This is a genomic window from Roseovarius sp. A-2, assembly GCF_002072155.1.
In the GTDB taxonomy this organism is placed as follows: Bacteria; Pseudomonadota; Alphaproteobacteria; order Rhodobacterales; family Rhodobacteraceae; genus Roseovarius.
Genome location: NZ_BDIY01000005.1, coordinates 118,418 through 137,966 on the forward strand (window position 1 = coordinate 118,418; position 19,549 = coordinate 137,966).

Sequence of the window (19,549 nt, forward strand, 5' to 3'; positions counted from 1 at the left end):
TTGTTGATTTTTGTTGATTTTGTTTTGGGTTGTTGTTGAATGAACGGATCAAGCCGATGCCACGCACCCCAACCAGAGCAGCGGCAGCCATAGGGAGAATACTTATGAAACACCTGTCCGTGCTGACCGCAGCCTGTCTTGCGGCGACGCCCGCGCTGGCTCAGGATTCAAGCGAACCGATCAAGCTGACCCTGCATGACTGGTCGGGCCAACTCATCACCACGACGCTGATGGGCGAGGTGCTCGAAGAGGCGGGCAACAACGTGGAATATGTGCAGGCCGATTACATCGCGCAATTTGCGGGGCTGAAAACCGGCGACCTGCATCTGGCGATGGAGATCTGGGAAACCACCGGCCGTGAGGCGCTCGATGAGGCCGTAGGTTCGGGCAATGTCGTCAACATGGGCGAGACTGGCATGCTTGCCATCGAGGAATGGTGGTATCCGGCCTATATGGAGGAGCGGTGTCCGGGTCTGCCAGACTGGCAGGCGCTGAACGATTGCGCGCAGGAATTCGCCACCGCCGAAACCGCGCCAATGGGCCGTTACCTCGGCGGGCCGGTCACCTGGGGCGGTTTTGACGAAGAGCGCATCGAGGCGCTGGAACTGGATTTCGAGGTTGTCCATGCGGGCACCGATGCCGCGCTCTTTGCCGAGTTGGAGTCGGCCTATCAGCGTGAGGATCCGATCGTGCTCTGGGTCTATGCGCCGCATTGGGCCCCGGCGAAATACCAGGGCAGCTTCATCGAATTCCCGCCCTATTCATTGGAGTGCTATAACGATCCGTCGGTCGGCCTCAATCCGAACGCCGCCCACGATTGCGGCAAGCCGACCGGGCCGATCTGGAAAGCCGCCTGGGCCGGTCTGCCGGAGAAATGGCCGAATGCCGCGAACACCATCGAGAATTTCAGGATTTCAAACGAGGACATGGGCGCGATGGTCGCTGATGTGGATCTGAACGGCAAATCCGTGGAGGAGGTCGTCGCCGCCTGGATGGCCGACAATGAGGCCACCTGGAAAGGCTGGATCGCGCAGTAACCGCGTTCTTGGACGGGCGCGCCTCGGTGCGCCTGTCTTTTTCCGATGTCTGTAACAGGTCGGTTTCACGTCGGCAAAGTGTCGGTGATCCGTGAAGGCCGTGCCCGAGATCTGCCCCGAGGCCTGCATGACCACATCCGTCATTCTCGATTGTCGCCATGTCTGGAAGCTCTACGGCGCGGGGGCCGGGGCGCTTCTGGCCGGGGGGCGGGTGCCCGACGCGGATGCGTTGGCCCGGGCCAGTGTGATCGGTGCTGTGCGCGACGTGAATGTGCAAATCCATCAGGGTGAGATTTTCGTCATCATGGGCCTGTCGGGCTCGGGCAAATCCACGCTGGTGCGCTGCCTGTCGCGGCTGGTGGAGCCGACGGCGGGCGAGATCGAATTCGACGGGCGTGACCTTCTGCGCGCTGACGAGGCGGAGTTGATCGCAATCCGCCGCAAGAAGATGGGCATGGTGTTTCAGCAATTCGCCCTGATGCCGCACCTGACGGTTCTGGAAAACGTCGCCTTTCCGCTGGAGATTCAGGGGGTCGACCGGGAAGCGCGGCAGCAGAGCGCGCGCAAGGTCATCGACCTTGTCGGGTTGCAGGGCCGCGAGGATTATTACCCTCGCGAATTGTCGGGCGGGCAGCAGCAGCGCGTCGGCATCGCCCGCAGCCTGGTGGTGGAGCCCGACCTGTGGTTCCTAGACGAGCCGTTCTCGGCGCTCGATCCGCTCATTCGCCGCGAGATGCAGGATGAATTCATCCGCCTGCAAAACATGCTGAAAAAGACCATCGTGTTCATCACCCATGATTTCGACGAGGCCATTCGCCTTGCCGACCGGATCGCGGTGATGAAGGACGGCATGATCGAACAGATCGCCACCCCCGAGGAGCTGGTGCAGAACCCGGCGACGGACTATGTGGCCGATTTCACCCGCCACGTGGCGCGCGCCAAGGTGATCCGCGCGCAGAGCCGGATGGAGCCCGCAACCGCTGAACGCTTTGCCGGGGATGTGGCCCATGATGCGACCATCGAGGCCATCGCCGACAAGGTAGAGCGCGCCGATGCGCCGCTGCGTGTGATGAGGGATGGCGCGGTGATCGGGCAGATCAGCGCGCGCGCGGTGATCGACGTGCTGGTCGGGCGCGGCTGATGCAGGGCTTGCGTCGCCATATCACGCGCCGACGGCTGGTCTGGCTGGGGCTGTTCGGGGTCACCTGGGCGCTGTCGCAATATTCCTTTCAGATCTACAAGGCACTGGATGCACGCTGGATCATCCGATTTCCGAGCCGGTTTCAACTGAACCTCGATAGCGCGATCAGCGGCTTTCTCGACTGGCTGGTCAATACCGCCAATTTCTGGCTGTTCACCTTCCGCGATCTGACCCGCGCCATCGCCTGGGTGATCGAACTGCCCTATCAGTTTCTGCGCAACCTGCTGATCGAGGGGTTCCAATCCGGTCTGGGACAGGAGGCCGTCCAGATCGCCCCGTCGCTCAGCTGGATCGCGGTGATCGCGTTGGCCGTGGCCATCGGGCATTATGCCCGCGACTGGGGTTTGGCGGCCCTGGTGGGGGCGTGTTTTCTCTATCTGGCGGTGTTCGGGCAATGGCACAGCGCGATGATCACTCTGGCCTCGGTTCTGGTGGCGGTGCCGATCGGGGCGGCCGGGGGGCTGGCGCTTGGCATTCTGGCCTATCGCAGCGCCTGGGTTGAACGGCTGCTACGCCCTGTTCTGGACCTGATGCAGACGGTGCCGGTCTTTGCCTATCTGGTGCCAATCCTGATCCTTTTCGGGTTCGGCCCGGTCGCGGCGCTTGTGGCGACGGTGATTTATGCGATGCCGCCGATGATCCGGGTGACGATCATGGCCCTCAAGGGCGTGCCGGAGGAGTTGCTGGAGGCGGGCCGGATGATGGGGGCTACGCCGCGCCAGATGACGTGGAAGGTGCTGGTGCCCGCCGCCACGCCGATGCTGATGGTGGGCGTCAATCAGGTGATCATGCTGACGCTCAACATGGTGATCATCGCCTCGATGATCGGCGCGGGCGGGCTGGGCTTCGACGTGCTGGCGAGCTTGCGGAAACTCGATATCGGCGGCGGGATCGAGGCGGGGCTGGCCATCGTGGTGATGGCCATCGCGCTCGACCGGGCGAGCCAGGCCTTTGCCGAGCGGCGGATGACGCATCGCCGTCATGGCTCGGTCCTGCAACGCCATCCGCGCAGCGCGATCGTACTCGGGGTGATCGTCGCGACCTTTCTGCTGGGTCAGGTAATCCCGGCGGTGCAGAGCTATCCCGATGCGTGGAAGATCAGCACCGGGCCGTTCTGGTCGGACGCGATGGCATGGATCAACGTCAATTTCTTCGACACGCTGGAGGCGATCAAGACGGCGCTGCTCAAGGCGGTGCTACTGCCGGTAAAGAAGTTCTTCGCGGGCATCCCGTGGCTCTGGGGCATCCTCGCAGCCGGGGTGATCGCCTGGCGGGTGGCGGGCTGGAAGATGGGGATCGTGGCGGCGCTGATGATGGGATTCATTGCCGCGTCGGGCCTGTGGGGCGAGGCGATGGTGACGCTTTATCTGTGCGGTGTGTCGGTCTTCATCGCGGTGCTGATCGGCACGCCGCTTGGCATCTGGGCAGCGCAGCGTCCGGGCGCGGGGCGGATCATTCTGGGGCTGATGGACACGCTCCAGACGCTGCCCTCCTTCGTCTACCTGATCCCGGTAGTGATGCTGTTCCGGGTCGGCGATTTCAGCGCGATGATTGCGGTCGTGCTCTATGCGCTCGCGCCTGCGGTGCGTTATGCCGCGCATGGCATCCGCGAAGTGCCGCCGCATCTGCTCGAAGCCGGGCGCATGGCGGGCTGCACCCCCCGCCAGTTGCTGTGGCGGGTGAAGCTGCCGCTGGCGGTGCCGCAGCTTCTGCTTGGGCTGAACCAGACGATCATGCTGGCGCTGTCGATGCTGGTGATCACCGCGCTCGTGGGCACCCGCGATCTGGGGCAGGAGGTCTATATTGCGCTGACCAAGGCCAATGCGGGACAGGGGATCGTGGCGGGGCTGTCGGTCGCGTTCATCGCGATCATCGCCGACCGGATCGTGCATGCGCTGTCGGACAATCAGAAACGGAGGCTGGGGTTGTGAGCCAGGATGCAATCGCCCGCGCGAAAGCGCTGCCGTGCTTCGATCATCCGTCGCAGATCGAACCGCTGAGCGGTGGCATCACCAATGTGAATCTGCGCGTGAGCGATGGCGCGCGCCGCTTTGTCGTCCGGCTGGGCGCGGACATTCCCGAACATGGCGTGCTGCGCTGGAACGAGCTGGCGCTCAGCCGCGCGGCGCAGGCGGCGGGGGTTTCGCCTGCCGTGCATTACCACGAACCCGGCGTTCTGGTGTTGGAGTTCCTCGAGGCGCAGACCTACACCGAGGCCATGGCCCGCGATCCGGCCAATGTCCCGCGCATCGTTGATCTGGTGAAGAAAACCCACCATGCCCTCGGCCCGCATCTGACGGCACCCGTGCTGGCATTCTGGCCGTTTCAGGTCAATCGCAGCTATGCCGCGCGCCTGCGCGCCGATGGCTCGGCCCATGCCACGCGGCTGCCCGAACTGATGGCCGAACTCGACAGGCTGGAGCGTGCCACCGGTGCGGTGACGCTGGTCATCGGGCACAACGATCTGCTGGCCGCGAACATCCTTGATGACGGCACGCGGCTGTGGCTGATCGACTGGGAATATGGCGGGTTCAACACGCCGCTCTTCGATCTTGCGGGGCTGGCCGGCAATAACGGGTTTTCCGAGGCGCAGGAGCGCGACATGCTGGAGCGGTATTTTGAAGCCCCCGCCGATACTCATTGGCGCGCCTATCAGGCGATGAAATGCGCCTCTCTGATGCGCGAAACGCTCTGGTCGATGACCTCGGAAATGCATTCCGACCTGGCGTTCGACTATGCCGCCTACACCGCCGAGAACATGGCGCGCCTCGGCACCGCCCTGCAGGATTTCAAGAATGTTTAAGGATATGCTATGACGCTGCCGTCCTCTGCCAAGACCGTCATCATCGGTGGCGGTATCATCGGGTGCTCGACCGCCTATCACCTTGCGCAGATGGGGCAGGAGGTGCTGCTGCTGGAAAAGGCGGCGCTGACCTCGGGCTCGACCTGGCACGCGGCGGGGCTGGTGGGGCAGTTGCGCTCGAACGCCAATATCACGCAGCTTCTGGGCTATTCGATCGAGCTATACGATAAGCTGGAGGCCGAGACCGGGCTGGCCACCGGCTGGAAGATGAATGGCGGCTTGCGACTGGCCTGCAACGCGGAACGCTGGACCGAGGTGAAGCGTCAGGCGACGACTGCGCATTCCTTTGGCCTCGACATGCAGTTACTGAGCCCGCAGGAGGCGCAGGATCTGTGGCCGCTGATGGATATCTCGGACATCGTCGGAGCGGCGTTTCTGCCCACCGACGGGCAGGCCAGCCCCTCGGACATCACGCAGGCCCTGGCCAAGGGCGCGCGGGCCAGGGGTGCGGTGCTGCGGGAGAACACCCCGGTCACGGAGATCCTGACCGAACGCGGTAAGCTGGTCGGTGTGCGCACGGCCCAAGGCGATATCGCCTGCGAAAAGCTGGTGCTGTGCTGCGGGCAATGGACGCGCGAGCTGGCCCGCACCATCGGCGTGACCGTGCCACTTGTGTCGGTGGAGCATCAATACATGCTGACCGAGCCGTTCGGCGTGCCGTCCGATCTTCCCACCCTGCGCGACCCCGACCGGCTGACCTATTACAAGGAAGAAGTGGGCGGTCTGGTGATGGGCGGATACGAGCCCAACGGGATTCCCTGGGCGCAGGACGGCATCCCGGAGCCGTTCGATTTTCAACTGCTCTCGTCGGATTTCGATCATTTCGAGCAGCTCATGGAACTGGCGCTGCCGCGCGTGCCAAAGCTGGAAAGCGTTGGCGTCAAGCAGCTTATCAACGGGCCGGAAAGCTTTACCCCGGACGGGAATTTCATCCTCGGTGAGGCACCGGAAATGGCCAATGTCTTCGTCGGGGCCGGGTTCAACGCCTTCGGCATCGCCGCGGGGGGCGGGGCGGGCATGGCGCTGGCGGAATGGGTGGCGACGGGCGCGCCGCCCTACGATCTGTGGCCGGTCGATATTCGCCGCTTTGGCCGCCCGCACACCGATACCGACTGGGTGCGCACCCGCACGCTGGAGGCTTACGGCAAGCATTACACGATGGCCTGGCCATCGGAAGAGCACGAGAGCGGGCGGCCCTGCCGCCGCTCGCCGCTCTACGACCGGCTGAAATCTGCAGGCGCGGTGTTCGGCGAAAAGCTGGGCTGGGAGCGGCCAAACTGGTTTGCCGAGGCGGGCGAGGTGGCGCGCGATCTATATACCTTTGCGCGCCCCAACTGGCATGGGCCAGTCGGGCGCGAACACAAGGCCGCGCGCGAGGCGGCGGTGCTGTTCGATCAGACATCCTTTGCCAAGTTCATCCTGCAAGGCCCCGATGCAGAGGCCGCCCTGCAATGGATCGCGGCGAACCGGGTGGACAGGCCGGTGGGCTCGATCATCTATACACAGATGCTGAATGACCGGGGCGGGATCGAATGCGACCTCACTTGCGTGCGCACCGGGCATGACAGCTATTACATCGTCACCGGCACCGGCTTTGCCACCCATGATTTCGACTGGATCCGCCGGAATATTCCGCAAGGCATGAATGCGCAGCTTGTCGATGTGACCTCGGCCAACGCGGTGCTGTCGCTCTTTGGCCCCAAGGCGCGCGAGATCCTGGAGGCGGTGACCCGCGCGGATGTGTCGAACGCAGGCCAGCCCTTTGCCACCGCGCGCCGCATCGGCATCGCCGGTTGCCCGGTTCTGGCGCTGCGGATCACCTATGTGGGCGAGCAGGGCTGGGAGATGCACCTGCCCACGGAATATGCCCTGACGGTCTATGATGCGTTGCACGCGGCGGGGGCGGGACACGGGTTGCGCAATGCCGGATACCGCGCCATCGAGACCTTGCGGCTGGAGAAGGGCTATCGCGCCTGGGCCGCTGATATCGGCCCGGATCACACCCCCGACGAGGCCGGTCTGGGCTGGGCGGTCAAGATGAAATCGAACATCTCCTTCAAGGGCCGCGAGGCGGTGGCGGCGCAGCGCGAAACCGGGGTAGGCAAGATCCTCGCCACCTTCACCACGGGCGGCGACACCATCCTGTCGGGGCGCGAAACCATCTATCGCAACGGCGAGCGGTGCGGCTGGCTGTCGTCGGGCGGCTATGGCCATACGCTGGGCCGCTCTATCGGCATGGGCTATGTGCGCGCTTCCGAACCGATTGACCGGGATTACGTTCTGAGCGGCAAATACGAGCTGGAGGTGGCGACCGAACGGGTGCCCGCGACAGTCACGCTCGATCCGCTCTTTGATCCCGGCATGGACCGGGTGAGGGGATAGGCGCATGGCGCAGCATTCCGCCAGACACCTGATCATCGGCGGCGGCATCATCGGGTGCTCGATCGCCTATCACCTGACCCGGATGGGCGAGAAGGACGTCGTGCTGCTGGAACGCGCCAACCTGACCGAGGGCGCGACATGGCACGCAGCGGGGTTGGTGGGTCAGTTGCGCTCATCGCGCAACACCACGCGGATGCTCCGCAAGTCGGTCGAGATGTATGACCGGTTGCAAAACGAGGAGGGGCTGCAATTCGACTGGAAAAAGACCGGCTCGCTGCGGCTTGCCGCGACGCGCGACCGGATGCTGGAGGCGAAACGGCTGGCCACCATGGCGCGCAGTTTCGATCTGGAGATGTCGATCATCGGCCCATCGGAAGCGAAAGAACTGTTTCCCCTGATCGACGAAAAGGGTCTGCACGGGGCCGCCTATATCCCGTCCGACGGTTATGTCGATCCGGCGTCGCTGTGTCAGGCCATCGCCGGGGCGGCGCGCAGGCAGGGGGCAGATATCCGGCAGGGCGTCGAGGTGACGGATTTCACCGTGGCGGGTGGCCGGATCAACCATATCGAGACGAGTATTGGCGGTTTCGAGGCGCAGAACGTCATCCTCGCCACCGGCATGTGGAGCCGCGAACTGGGGGCCAAACTGGGCCTGCGTATTCCGGCCTGCGCGGTAGAGCATCAGTATATCATAACCGAATCCACCGGCTCCGAGATCGGCCATTACCCGACCCTGCGCGACCCCGAAAGGCTGGTCTATTACAAGCCCGATGTAGGCGGGCGGCTGGTGATCGGCGGCTACGAGGAGGGCACGCCTCCCTTCGGTGACCCAAGGATTCCGGGCACGTTCGTGCGCCAGCTCTTGCCCGAGAACCTCGACCGGTTTCTGCCGCTGGCGGAACTGGCGGGGCAGGTCACGCCCATCGTAAACGAGGTTGGCATCCGGCAGGTCATCAATGGCCCGATCCCCTATTCGGCGGACGGCGATTTCGTGATGGGCTGGCAGCCGGGGCTCGACAACCTGATGCTGGCCACCGGATTTCTCTACGGGATTGCCGCCGGGGGCGGCGCGGGCGAGATGATCGCCGAATGGATCGTGGAGGGGGCCCCCTCGCTTGATCTTTGGCCGCTCGACGTGCGCCGGTTCGGGCCGCATCATGGCACCCGCGCCTTCATGTATCCGCGCGCAGTCGAGCATTACGCGCATCACTACAAGATGCGCTATCCCGGGCAAGAGCATGAGAGCGCCCGGCAGTTGCGCCTGTCGCCACTCTATCAGCGGCTGAAAGATGCGGGTGCTGTTTATGGTTCAAAAAACGGCTGGGAGCGGCCCTTGTGGTTCGCCCCGGAGGGTGTCGCGCCGGTCGATCAGCTCGATTTCCTCGATCCCGGCTGGATGCGCCATGTCGCAGAGGAACACGAGGCCGTGCGCGAGCGGGTGGCGCTGATCGACCAGTCGTCGTTCTCCAAGTTCGAGATCCTCGGGCCGGGCACGCTGGCGCTGCTGCAAGAGCTGTGCGTGTCCAACATGGACCGGCCCGAGGGCGCGGTGATCTATACCCAGATGTGTAACGACTCGGGCGGCACCGAGGCCGACGTGACCTTCATCCGGCTGGGGGCGGACCGGTTCTACATGGTGACCGGTTCGGGTTTCGGGGTGCATGACAGCGACTGGATCCGGCGTCATATGCCCGGTGACGGCTCGGTCCAGATGATCGAGGTGACGTCGGGCAAGGCGGTCATCAACATTGTCGGGCCGAAATCCCGCGAGGTGCTGGCGGCGGCCTCGGAAAGCGATGTGTCGGACGCGGCGATCCCCTTTGCCACCGCGCGCGAGATCATCGTCGGGGCGGCCCCGGTGCTGGCGGCGCGGATCGGCTATGTCGGTGCGCTTGGCTATGAGTTGCATATCCCGACGGAATTCGCGGCCCATGTCTATGACCGGCTGTGGCAGGCGGGGCAGGGGGTGGGCATCGCCAATGTCGGTTACCGCGCCATCGAAAGCCTGCGCATGGAAAAGGGTTATATCTACTGGTCGGGCGACGTGACGCCCGATTACACACCCATCGAGGCCGGGGTCGGCTTTCGCGTGCATCTGAAATCCAAGGGCGATTTCAAGGGGCGTCGCGTGCTGGAGGCACAGAAGGGGGGGGCGTTGACCCGCAGGCTCTGCACCTTCGTGACCGATGCCAAGCTGCCGCTGACCGGAGGTGAGACGATCCTGATCGGCGACAGGGTGGTGTCGCTCGCCACCTCCGTGGCGTTCGGGCACACGGTGCAAAAGACCGTTCTGCGCGGATATCTCGACAAGGCGCATTGGGACGAGACCGCGTTCATGCTCGAACTGTTCGGAGAGCGGCACCCGATCACCCGGGTGGAGGGTCCGGTCCATGACCCCGAAAACATGGCGTTGAGAGGAGAGGAGGTGTCACGATGACCGAACACGCCGAAGAAGTGCTGAGCGCATTGCGCAGGGCTCCGGGATTCGAGGATGTGACGGCGGCGGACAGCATCACGCGGCTTGGGGGCATGACCAATCTGGTGCATCGCGTCGATCTGGGCATGCGGTCGGTGATCGTGCGGCTCCCCGGAGAGGGGACCGAGGCCTATATCGACCGCGCGGTCGAGGCGCACAACGCCCATGCCGCCGCGCGGGCGGGGGTGTCACCGGCGGTGATCCATGCCGAGGCAGAGAGCGGCCTTATGATCACCGAGACCGTGCCGGACATCGTAACCATGACGCCGGACCTCTTTCGCAGCCGCGCCGGGGCACCTGCGCGGGCGGGGGTGGCCCTGGCGAAACTGCACAATTCCGGCGAAACTTTCCAGTTTCGGTTCGAGCTTTTTGCGATGATCGACGACTATCTCAAGGTGCTGTCGGGCAAGGACGTGGCCCTGCCCGAGGGCTATCACGATGTCGTCGCGGCCGCCGCCCCGGTGAAGGCCGTGCTGGCGCAGGCCGATCTGCCGCTCGCGCCCTGCCATTGCGATCCGCTGTGCGAGAACTTTCTCGATGACGGCGGGATCATGTGGATCGTCGATTGGGAATATTCAGGCATGAACGACCCGCTTTGGGATCTGGGGGATCTGTCGATCGAGGCGGGGATGGATGACGCGCAGGATGCCGAGATGCTGGCGGCCTATTTCGGTCGTGCGCCCACCGATGCCGAACAAGGGCGGATGGTGATCTACAAGGCGATGTGTGATCTGCTCTGGACGCTCTGGGGTCTTATCCAATTGGCCGATGACAATCCCACTGAGGATTTCTGGGCCTATGCGACCGGGCGTTTTGCCCGCTGCCGGGCGCTGATGCAGGACGCGTGCTTTGCGGGTCATCTGGATGCGGTGCGGGCGGGATGATACGCCCCGGCGCCCGCAAGCCTTCGCCATCGGTGGGCCGCTCGCGGGAATGGACCATTGCCGACGCGGATTTGCGATTGCGTTCGGCGGCGACTTCGCCAAGGGTCGGACAATGACCTACCCGGCTCTGTTCATCCGCTCTGCCCGGCAAGACGATCTTGCGGCGCTGGTCGCGCTTTACGGGGATGACGATATCGGGGTGTCGCGGGAACTGGCGGAGCCCGACGTCGCCTATCAGGGCGCATTCGACGCGATTCAAGCGGACCCGAACCATATGCTTGTCGTGGGCGAACGCGACGGGCAGGTGGTCGCCACGCTTCTGCTGTCGTTCCTTCCCGGCCTGTCGCGCCACGGTGCCTGGCGGGCGCAGATCGAGGCGATGCGCGTCGCCCGGCCCCTGCGCGGGCAGGGGTTGGGGCGCGCGCTGCTGGACTGGTCGATCGACGAAGCCCGGCGACGGGGTTGCACGCTGGTGCAACTGACCTCGGATCGCCGCCGTGACGACGCGCACCGGTTTTATGAGGGCGCGGGGTTCGAGGCCACGCATCTTGGCTACAAACTGCCACTGGAGACACCATGACCGACTTTCCCGTCTTTGACGGCCATAATGACCTGATCCTGCGCCTGCTGCGCGGCGATGTCACCGCCGAGGGCGTGGCGTCGGGCCTGCCGGACGGTCACATCGACAAGCCGCGTGCGATCAAGGGCGGGTTTGGCGGCGGTATGTTCGCGATCTTTGTGCCGAGCCCCGGTGATAAGGCGGTGCGCCATGACGAGATGTGCAATCCGCCCTACGACATTCCGCTGGCCGAGCCGATATCCGAGGATGAGGCGACCGCCTGGACCGAGCGCGGGTTTGCGGCGATGAACGACCTCGCCGCCGCCGGGGCCATCCGCATCTGCCGAAACGCTCGCGAGATCGAGGCGGCCCTGCCCGCCGAAGAAATGGCCGCCGTCATTCATATCGAGGGGGCCGAGGCCGTCGACCGTGATTTCGAAAAGCTGCATGGCTGGCACGCGCGCGGGCTGCGGTCGCTCGGCCCGGTCTGGAGCCGTGATACCGTCTGGGGCCATGGCGTTCCGTTCCGTTACCCCTCCGATCCCGATACCGGGCCGGGGCTGACCGAGGACGGCAAGGCGCTGATCCGGGAATGCAATCGGCTGAACGTCATGGTCGATCTGTCCCACCTCAATGCCAAGGGTTTCGAGGACGTGGCCCGGATCACCGACGCGCCGCTGGTTGCCACCCATTCCAACGCCTGGGCCGTCTGCCCGCAATCGCGCAACCTGACCGATCGCCAACTGGCGATGATCCGTGACAGCGACGGCATGGTCGGCATCAACTTTGCCAGCGCCTTTCTGCGTCCCGACGGGCGGATGGATGCGGAGTTTGAACTTGACATCGTGCTCCGTCACTTCAACCATATGTTGACCATCCTGGGCGAAGACCGGATCGGCCTAGGGTCCGATTTCGACGGCGCGCTTGTTCCTGATCGAATTGGGGATTGTGCGGGCCTGCCAAACATGCTCGCGGCACTGCGTTCTCATGGCGTGGACGATGGCCTCCTGGCCAAGGTCACGCACGGGAACTGGTTACGGGTCCTGCGCAAGACGTGGGGCGAATGACAACAACAGGAACAGGGGTTTACACCATGAGACACTCATTAGTTGCGGCTGCGGTTGCGTCCATGCTGGCGGTCGGCGTGGCCGCCCCCGGCGCGGCGGAAACGCCGCCGAACATGCTAGTCATCGCCAACCGGATCGACGATATCAAGACCTTCGATCCAGCCGAGAGTTTTGAATTCGCGGGTGCCGATGTCAGCCGCAATGTCTATCAGAAGCTGGTCAATTTCGACCCGCTCGACCTTGATGCCGGGTATCAGCCGCAACTGGCCGAAAGCTGGGAGATTTCCGAGGATGGCATGACCATCACCTTCACCATGGCCGACGGCAATGTTTTCGCCTCGGGCAATCCGGTGACGGCCCGGGACGCCGAATTTTCTCTGCGCCGGGCGGTGCAGTTGAACAAGACCCCCTCGTTCATCCTGACGCAGTTCGGATTCACCCCTGAGAACGTCGAGCAGACCATCGTCGCGCCGGATGACCGGACGCTGGTTCTGACGCTCGACAAGCCCTATGCGGTGTCTTTCGTGCTGAACTGCCTGACCGCCACCATTGGCGGAATCGTGGACATGGAAACAGCGATGGCGAATGCGGTCGACGGTGACATGGGCAATGCCTGGTTGCGCACCAATACCGCCGGGTCCGGACCCTACAAGGTGGTGGACTGGAAGCCGAGCGAGAGCGTGCTGATGGATCTCAACCCCAACTATGGCGGCGAGACACCGGCGATGGAACGGGTGATCGTCCAGCATATACAGGAAAGCGCGACGCAGCGCCTGCAACTGGAGCGCGGCGATATCGACGTGGCGCGCAACCTCTCGCCGGAGGATGTGGGCGGTCTTGCGGATGCCGAGGGCGTCAAGATCGTCGACGAACTGCGCGGTCGCCTGATGTATTTCGCGGCCAACCAGAAAAAGGAGATGCTGGCCGATCCAAAGGTCATCGAGGCGCTGAAACTGGCCACAGATTACGAAGGCATGTCGGGCTCGTTCCTCAAGGGGCAATATACCGTGCATCAGGCGTTTCTGCCGCGTACCTTCCTCGGTGCGCTTGACGAGACACCGTTCTCCTATGACATCGAGGCGGCAAAGGGCGCGCTGGCCGAATCTGCCCATCCTGACTGCGGCCCGATCAAGATCTCGGTGCGCGATGCGCAGGAACGGCTGGATATCGCGCAATCACTCCAGAACACCTGGGGGCAACTGGGTTGCGAGGTGGAATTGATCGTCGGCACCGGCGCGCAGACGCTGGACCGCTACCGCGCGCGCGAACACGACATCTATCTGGGGGCCTGGGGCCCGGATTACCCCGACCCGAACACCAATGCCGGCACCTTCGCCTACAATCCCGACAATTCGGACGAGGCGGGTGCCACCGGCCTTCTGGCATGGCGCAACGCCTGGGGCATCCCCGAGATGAGCGACAGTACCCTTGCCGCCGTGGTCGAGAATGACACCGACGCCCGCCGCGACATGTACCTCGATTTGCAGCGCGAGCATCAGCAGGTCAGCCCGTTCGGCGTGATGTTCCAGCAGATCGAGCAGAACGGCATGCGGTCCAATGTCGAGAATTTCGTCGCGGGCGGGGCGACAACGGCTGTCTCTTACTGGGTGATCACCAAGTAGATGGCGGATACGACACATGGTGAAGGACGGTTTGGGCCGTCCTTCCCGCCCTGGCTGAAGAAGACGCTGGCGACGGCGGCCACCGTCGCGGCGACGATCCTCGGCCTGCTGTTCGTGACCTTCATGATCGGCCGGGTGATGCCGATCGACCCGGTTCTCGCGGTGATCGGAGAACGTGCCACGCAGGAACAATACGACCAGACCTTCCGCGATCTGGGGCTGGATCAGCCGTTGCTGGTGCAATTCTGGATCTACGTGACGGATGTGCTGAAAGGCGATTTCGGCACATCCATCCGCACCGGGCAAGAGGTGACGACCGATATTGCCCGGGTGTTTCCGGCGACGCTGGAACTGGCCACGCTGGGGACGCTGTTCGGCGTCGTGCTGGGCGTACCGCTCGGGGTGATAGCGGCGGTGCGCCGGGGCAGCTGGATCGACCAATTGGCGCGGCTCATTGGTCTGATCGGGTATTCCATGCCGATCTTCTGGCTCGGTCTTGTCGGCCTTCTGATCTTCTACGGCATCCTCGGCTGGGTCGCCGGACCGGGCCGGTTGGGCATTTTTTACCAGGGCATTGTCGAACCGATCACCGGGATGCTGCTGGTCGACAGTGCCCTGCGCGGCGAATGGGCGGTGTTCCGCAGCGCGTTCTCACATATCATCCTGCCCGCATCATTGCTGGGTTATTACAGCCTTGCCTATATCAGCCGCATGACGCGCTCATTCATGCTCGAACAGCTTGGCTCGGAATACGTGATCACCGCGCGGGTCAAGGGGCTGAGCGAGTGGCAGGTGGTCTGGGGCCACGCCTTTCGCAACATCCGCATCCAACTGGTGACGGTGATCGCGCTGGCCTATGCCAATCTGCTCGAAGGCTCGGTGCTGACCGAGATCATCTTTGCCTGGCCGGGGCTGGGGCAATACATCACCACGTCGCTGCTGGCCAATGACATGAATTCGGTGCTGGGCGGGACCATCGTGATTGGCACGATCTTCGTGGCAATCAACATCCTTTCCGACCTGCTCTACCGTTTCTTCGATCCGAGGTCCAAATGAGCACATCGCATGGCCTGCGCGACTGGCTTTTGAGCGACGAGCCAACGTCGCGTCGGCAGGCGCGGTTCGCGTCATGGTACAAGGGCTGGCTATCGCTACGCTCGAACACGCTGGCGATGCTTGGCCTGTTGGTTCTGGGGTTCCTGATCCTTAGCGCGATCTTTGCGCCGCTGCTGGCGACGCATGATCCCTTTGTGCAGAATCTGGGGCAGCGATTGCTGGCGCCGGGCGAGGGGGGGCACCTTTTCGGCACAGACAGCCTGGGGCGCGACATCTATTCCCGGCTGCTCTACGGCGCGCGGATCTCGATCTATATCGTGGCGCTGGTGGTCATGGTCGCCCCGCTTGTGGGGCTGATTGTCGGCACCGTGTCGGGCTATGCGGGCGGATGGATCGACGTGGTGCTGATGCGGCTCACCGATATCTTCCTGGCCTTTCCACGGCTGATCCTTGCGCTGGCCTTCGTGGCGGCCCTGGGGGCGGGGATCGAGAATGCGGTGCTGGCCATCTCATTGACCGCCTGGCCGCCCTATGCGCGGATCGCGCGCGCCGAGACGCTGACCATCCGCAATTCCGATTATATCCACGCGATCCGGTTGCAGGGGGCGGGGCCGTTCCGCATCGTGACGCGGCATATCTGGCCCTTGTGCATCTCGTCGCTGGTGATCCGGGTGACACTCGACATGGCCGGGATCATCCTGACGGCGGCGGGCCTCGGCTTTCTCGGGCTTGGCGCGCAGCCGCCCAGCCCGGAATGGGGGGCGATGATCTCGGAGGGACGCAAATACATCCTCGATTCCTGGTGGGTCGCGACGATCCCCGGCATCGCGATCTTTGCCATCAGTCTCGCCTTCAACCTGCTGGGCGACGGCCTGCGCGACGTGTTGGACCCGAAAGAGGACAATTCATGACCCAAGCGCCGCTTCTGGATGTGGAGAACCTGTGGGTGAAATTCCGCACCCGCACCGGTGTCTTCGACGCGGTGCGGGGCATCTCCTTTACCCTAGGCAAGGAACGGCTGGGAATCGTCGGCGAGAGCGGTTCGGGCAAGTCGATGACCGGGCGCGCGGTGCTGCGGCTGATCCGTCCGCCGGGGATGATCGAGGCGGACCGGCTGAACGTGCACGGCGAAGACATCCTCTCGGTGCCGGAAAAACGCATGCGGCAGCTGCGCGGCGGACGCGTGTCGATGATCATGCAAGATCCGAAATTCTCGCTCAACCCGGTGATGACGGTCGGTCAGCAACTGGTCGAGGCGCTGCGCGCGCACGAGCATGTGTCGCGCGGCGTGGCGCGCAAGCGGGCGCTGGAGATGCTGGACGAGGTGGCGATCCGCGAACCCGAGCGGGTGTTCAATCTCTATCCGCACGAGGTGTCGGGCGGCATGGGGCAACGCGTGATGATCGCGATGATGCTGCTGCCGAACCCTGAAATCCTGATCGCGGACGAGCCGACATCGGCGCTCGATGTGTCGGTGCAGCTTCAGGTGCTCGATATCATCGACAGGCTGGTGCGCGATCGGGGCATGGGGCTGATGTTCATCAGCCACGATCTGAACCTCGTGGCCAAGTTCTGCGACCGGATCGTGATCATGTATGCGGGCCGCATCGTCGAGACCTGCAAGGCGAGCGAGTTGCGCAAGGCGCGCCATCCCTACACGCTCGGCCTGCTGAACGCCGTGCCCGATCTGGAGCATCCGCGCGACCATCTGGAGGTTCTCAGGCGGGATCCGGCATGGCGCGAGGCTCCCTCGGTGAGTGCACGCCAATGAGTGCGGTCACGGTCAGCGATCTCGATGTCTGGTTCGGAGCAGGGGCTGATCGCGCATACGCCGTGCGCGGTGTCGATTTCGAGGTGGCCGAGGGTGAGAGCTTTGGCCTTGTGGGCGAGAGCGGTTCGGGCAAATCTACGATCCTGCGCGCCATCGCCGGTCTGGTGCCCACATGGTCGGGCGCGATGACCGTCGCCGGGGAAACCCTGGGGGCAAAGCGCAGCAAGGCGTTCTACAGCAAGGTACAGATGGTGTTTCAGGATCCTTATGCGTCGCTGCACCCGCGCCAGACGGTGGACCGCGTGCTCTCCGAGGCGATGGGACTGCACGGGATACAGGATATCGACAGCCGCATCGGTCGCCTGCTCGACGATGTGGGGCTTGGCCCCGGTTTTCGGTTTCGCTATCCGCATCAGCTGTCGGGTGGGCAACGCCAGCGCGTCGCCATCGCCCGCGCGCTGGCCTGCGATCCGTCGATCCTGTTGCTGGACGAACCGACCTCGGCGCTGGACGTGTCGGTGCAGGCGGAAATCCTGAACCTTCTGGTCGATCTGCGGCGCGCGCATGGGCTGACCTACATCATGGTCTCGCATGATCTGGGCGTCGTCGGTCATTTGTGCGAACGGATCGGCGTGATGAAAGAGGGCCGTTTCGAGGAAGTACTGAGCGTCGAGGCGATGCGCCGCTTCGAGGCGCAGTCATCCTATACGCGGCATTTGCTGGAAAGCTCGATCAATTCGATCCGATGAGCCGGAACCGCATGTGGCCAGGTGCGAGGACCCGGATCAATCGGTGATCGCGGCCCCGTCCGAGCGCGGATCGGATGCCGCCTCGATCAGGCCCGACGGGTGATGCACCACCGCCCCGGCATGGCCTGCAAGGTCCGAATAGGGCGCGATCAGTTCGACATCATGCCCGGCCTCGCGCAACCGCGCGACCAGCGCCGGATCGAACCGGTCCTCCAGTTTCAGGGTCGTCGTGTCCTGTCCCCATGTCTTGCCCAAAAGCCAGCGAGGCGCGGTGATGGCGGACTGCAAATCCATGCCGAACTGCACATGCCGCGTGAAGATGGCCGATTGCGTTTGCGGCTGTCCCTCGCCGCCCATGGTGCCGTAAGACAGCACGCGCCCGTCAGAGAGTTCGGCCATCGCAGGGTTGAGCGTGTGGAAAGGGCGCTTGCCAGGTGCCAGTTGATTCGCCCCCGGGGCGAGCGAGAACCCTGCGCCGCGATTCTGGAAGAACACGCCGGTGTCCGGGCAGGTCAGACCGGAGCCGAACTCCCAGAAAACCGACTGGATGAAGCTGACCACCGTGCCATCACGATCGCACGCCCCCATCCAGATCGTGTCACCCGCCTTGGGCTCGTGCGGCCAGGGCAGGGCCTGTTTGGGATCAATGCGTGCGGCCATCTCGTCTAGCGTGGCACCGCTCAGCCAGTCCTGCGCGGGGCTGCACATATGCGTGTGATCGCCCAATTCGGCATTGCGCTTGATGAAGGCCTGTTTGGTGGCCTCGATCAACCCATGGACATGATCGAAGCCTTCACCCTGCGCCACGTTCAGACGGTCGAAGAGGCCAAGGATCATCAGCGATGCCACGCCCTGCGTCGGAGGGGTCATGTTGTAGAGCCGCCCGTGCGATGTCTGCACACTCAAGGGGGTGACCCGCTCTGCCGCGTAATCGGCGAAGTCGCTTTCGCGCAGCGGGCTGCCATGCGCTTCAAGCCAGGCGGCATGGGACGCGGCCAGCGGCCCCTTGTAATACGTGTCCAGCCCATTCTCCGCCAAATGTCGCAGGGTGTTGCCAAGCGCGGCCTGCCGCAGCCGGGCACCGGGCGCGGGTACCGCGCCCTCCAGCAGGAATGTCTCGGCAAAGCCCGGAATCTGGCGCAGCCCGTCGAGCTTTTCGGCGGTGGTGCGGGATTGGTTGCCGGTTACGGCGATGCCGTCTTGTGCATATTTTATGGCCGGGGCCAGAAGCCGGGCCAGCGGCAGGCGTGTTGCATGCAGATCAAGCGCCGCCTGCCAGCCGCCGACCGTGCCGGGCACGGTCAGCGCCGCCAACCCGCCGCGCGCGGGGATCGCCTGTGTGTGGCCTTGGGCTGCGTACCAGTCAGGCGTCGCCAGCGCCGCCGCCTGCCCGCCGGCAAAAATGCCTACGGGTGCCTCGCCCGGGCGCTTGATCAGCCAGAACCCGTCGCCGCCGATGCCGTTCATATGCGGATAGACCACGGCGATCGTGGCGGCGGCTGCGACCATTGCCTCCACCGCCGTGCCGCCCTCGCGCAGCACATCACGCCCGGCCAGGGCGGCGGCACGGTGCGGGGCGCTCAGCGCGCCTTCGAAACCCAGAGCAGAGTGCAGCATCGTTTCTCATCCATTTGACTGTGAGCCCCTCTCGGGGCGTCGGGAGATATGTTTATCGCTCGATCCGTGGCATGATCCCTGGCTGGAGGGCCATTGGTCTGCGATTGTGTCACACCCTTAGCGCGACCGCACCACGACTGCCAGCCTCCCGTGCCATGCCACGGGGCATGATATGTCGCGCGGTCGTTGTGCGAGCGGCGCTCGGATGATGTCACATGGTCGCGAGCGCTGCTTCGACTTCACTGGCCCGGGGCGAGGGACATTG

General features: G+C 64.2%; 15 protein-coding genes. 14 read left to right on the forward strand and 1 reads right to left on the reverse strand.

Annotated elements, in window-relative coordinates; genetic code table 11:
• Positions 1 to 104: 104 nt before the first annotated feature.
• From BHD06_RS08985 to BHD06_RS09050, 14 genes are all read left to right on the forward strand, one after another.
• Positions 105 to 1,037, forward strand: a complete 933-nt coding sequence (locus BHD06_RS08985; protein ID WP_080456656.1) for an ABC transporter substrate-binding protein — start codon at positions 105 to 107, stop codon at positions 1,035 to 1,037.
• Between the two features lie 127 nt (positions 1,038 to 1,164).
• Positions 1,165 to 2,178, forward strand: a complete 1,014-nt coding sequence (locus BHD06_RS08990; RefSeq protein WP_080456711.1) for a glycine betaine/L-proline ABC transporter ATP-binding protein — start codon at positions 1,165 to 1,167, stop codon at positions 2,176 to 2,178.
• The gene (locus BHD06_RS08995) at positions 2,178 to 4,169 is read left to right on the forward strand and encodes a proline/glycine betaine ABC transporter permease (RefSeq protein WP_080456657.1); all 1,992 of its coding nucleotides are present in this window, start codon (positions 2,178 to 2,180) and stop codon (positions 4,167 to 4,169) included. The genes BHD06_RS08990 and BHD06_RS08995 overlap by 1 nt, the downstream gene beginning before the upstream one ends.
• Entirely contained in the window at positions 4,166 to 5,041 is an 876-nt protein-coding gene (locus tag BHD06_RS09000) for a choline/ethanolamine kinase family protein (protein ID WP_254892361.1), read from the forward strand. The genes BHD06_RS08995 and BHD06_RS09000 overlap by 4 nt, the downstream gene beginning before the upstream one ends.
• A gap of 9 nt (positions 5,042 to 5,050) precedes the next feature.
• Positions 5,051 to 7,483: an FAD-dependent oxidoreductase gene (locus BHD06_RS09005; protein ID WP_080456658.1), complete on the forward strand. Its 2,433-nt coding sequence runs from the start codon at positions 5,051 to 5,053 to the stop codon at positions 7,481 to 7,483.
• 4 nt (positions 7,484 to 7,487) lie between these two features.
• Entirely contained in the window at positions 7,488 to 9,920 is a 2,433-nt protein-coding gene (locus tag BHD06_RS09010) for an FAD-dependent oxidoreductase (protein ID WP_080456659.1), read from the forward strand.
• Positions 9,917 to 10,843 carry a choline/ethanolamine kinase family protein gene (locus tag BHD06_RS09015; RefSeq protein ID WP_080456660.1) on the forward strand — a complete coding sequence of 309 codons (927 nt, stop codon included), beginning with the start codon at positions 9,917 to 9,919 and terminating at the stop codon, positions 10,841 to 10,843. The genes BHD06_RS09010 and BHD06_RS09015 overlap by 4 nt, the downstream gene beginning before the upstream one ends.
• Before the next feature lie 112 nt (positions 10,844 to 10,955).
• Positions 10,956 to 11,423 carry a GNAT family N-acetyltransferase gene (locus BHD06_RS09020; RefSeq protein ID WP_176214317.1) on the forward strand — a complete coding sequence of 156 codons (468 nt, stop codon included), beginning with the start codon at positions 10,956 to 10,958 and terminating at the stop codon, positions 11,421 to 11,423.
• A complete protein-coding gene (locus BHD06_RS09025) occupies positions 11,420 to 12,469 on the forward strand; it encodes a dipeptidase (protein ID WP_080456661.1) in 1,050 nt (349 codons plus the stop codon). Before BHD06_RS09020 ends, BHD06_RS09025 begins: the two co-directional genes overlap by 4 nt.
• 26 nt (positions 12,470 to 12,495) lie before the next feature.
• On the forward strand, positions 12,496 to 14,091 hold the full coding sequence (locus tag BHD06_RS09030) for an ABC transporter substrate-binding protein (protein ID WP_080456662.1): 1,596 nt from the start codon (positions 12,496 to 12,498) through the stop codon (positions 14,089 to 14,091).
• Entirely contained in the window at positions 14,092 to 15,147 is a 1,056-nt protein-coding gene (locus BHD06_RS09035; protein WP_080456663.1) for an ABC transporter permease, read from the forward strand. It abuts the gene before it with no gap.
• Positions 15,144 to 16,058 carry an ABC transporter permease gene (locus BHD06_RS09040; RefSeq protein WP_080456664.1) on the forward strand — a complete coding sequence of 305 codons (915 nt, stop codon included), beginning with the start codon at positions 15,144 to 15,146 and terminating at the stop codon, positions 16,056 to 16,058. The genes BHD06_RS09035 and BHD06_RS09040 overlap by 4 nt, the downstream gene beginning before the upstream one ends.
• Positions 16,055 to 16,918 (forward strand): ABC transporter ATP-binding protein, encoded by an 864-nt coding sequence (locus BHD06_RS09045; RefSeq protein ID WP_080456665.1) that lies wholly within the window; start codon positions 16,055 to 16,057, stop codon positions 16,916 to 16,918. The genes BHD06_RS09040 and BHD06_RS09045 overlap by 4 nt, the downstream gene beginning before the upstream one ends.
• Complete coding sequence (locus tag BHD06_RS09050; RefSeq protein ID WP_080456666.1) at positions 16,915 to 17,667, forward strand: ABC transporter ATP-binding protein; 753 nt, start codon at positions 16,915 to 16,917, stop codon at positions 17,665 to 17,667. The genes BHD06_RS09045 and BHD06_RS09050 overlap by 4 nt, the downstream gene beginning before the upstream one ends.
• A gap of 36 nt (positions 17,668 to 17,703) precedes the next feature.
• Here BHD06_RS09050 and BHD06_RS09055 read toward each other — a convergent pair whose 3' ends face one another.
• Positions 17,704 to 19,284, reverse strand: a complete 1,581-nt coding sequence (locus BHD06_RS09055; RefSeq protein ID WP_080456667.1) for a gamma-glutamyltransferase family protein — start codon at positions 19,282 to 19,284, stop codon at positions 17,704 to 17,706.
• Between the last annotated feature and the right edge of the window lie 265 nt (positions 19,285 to 19,549).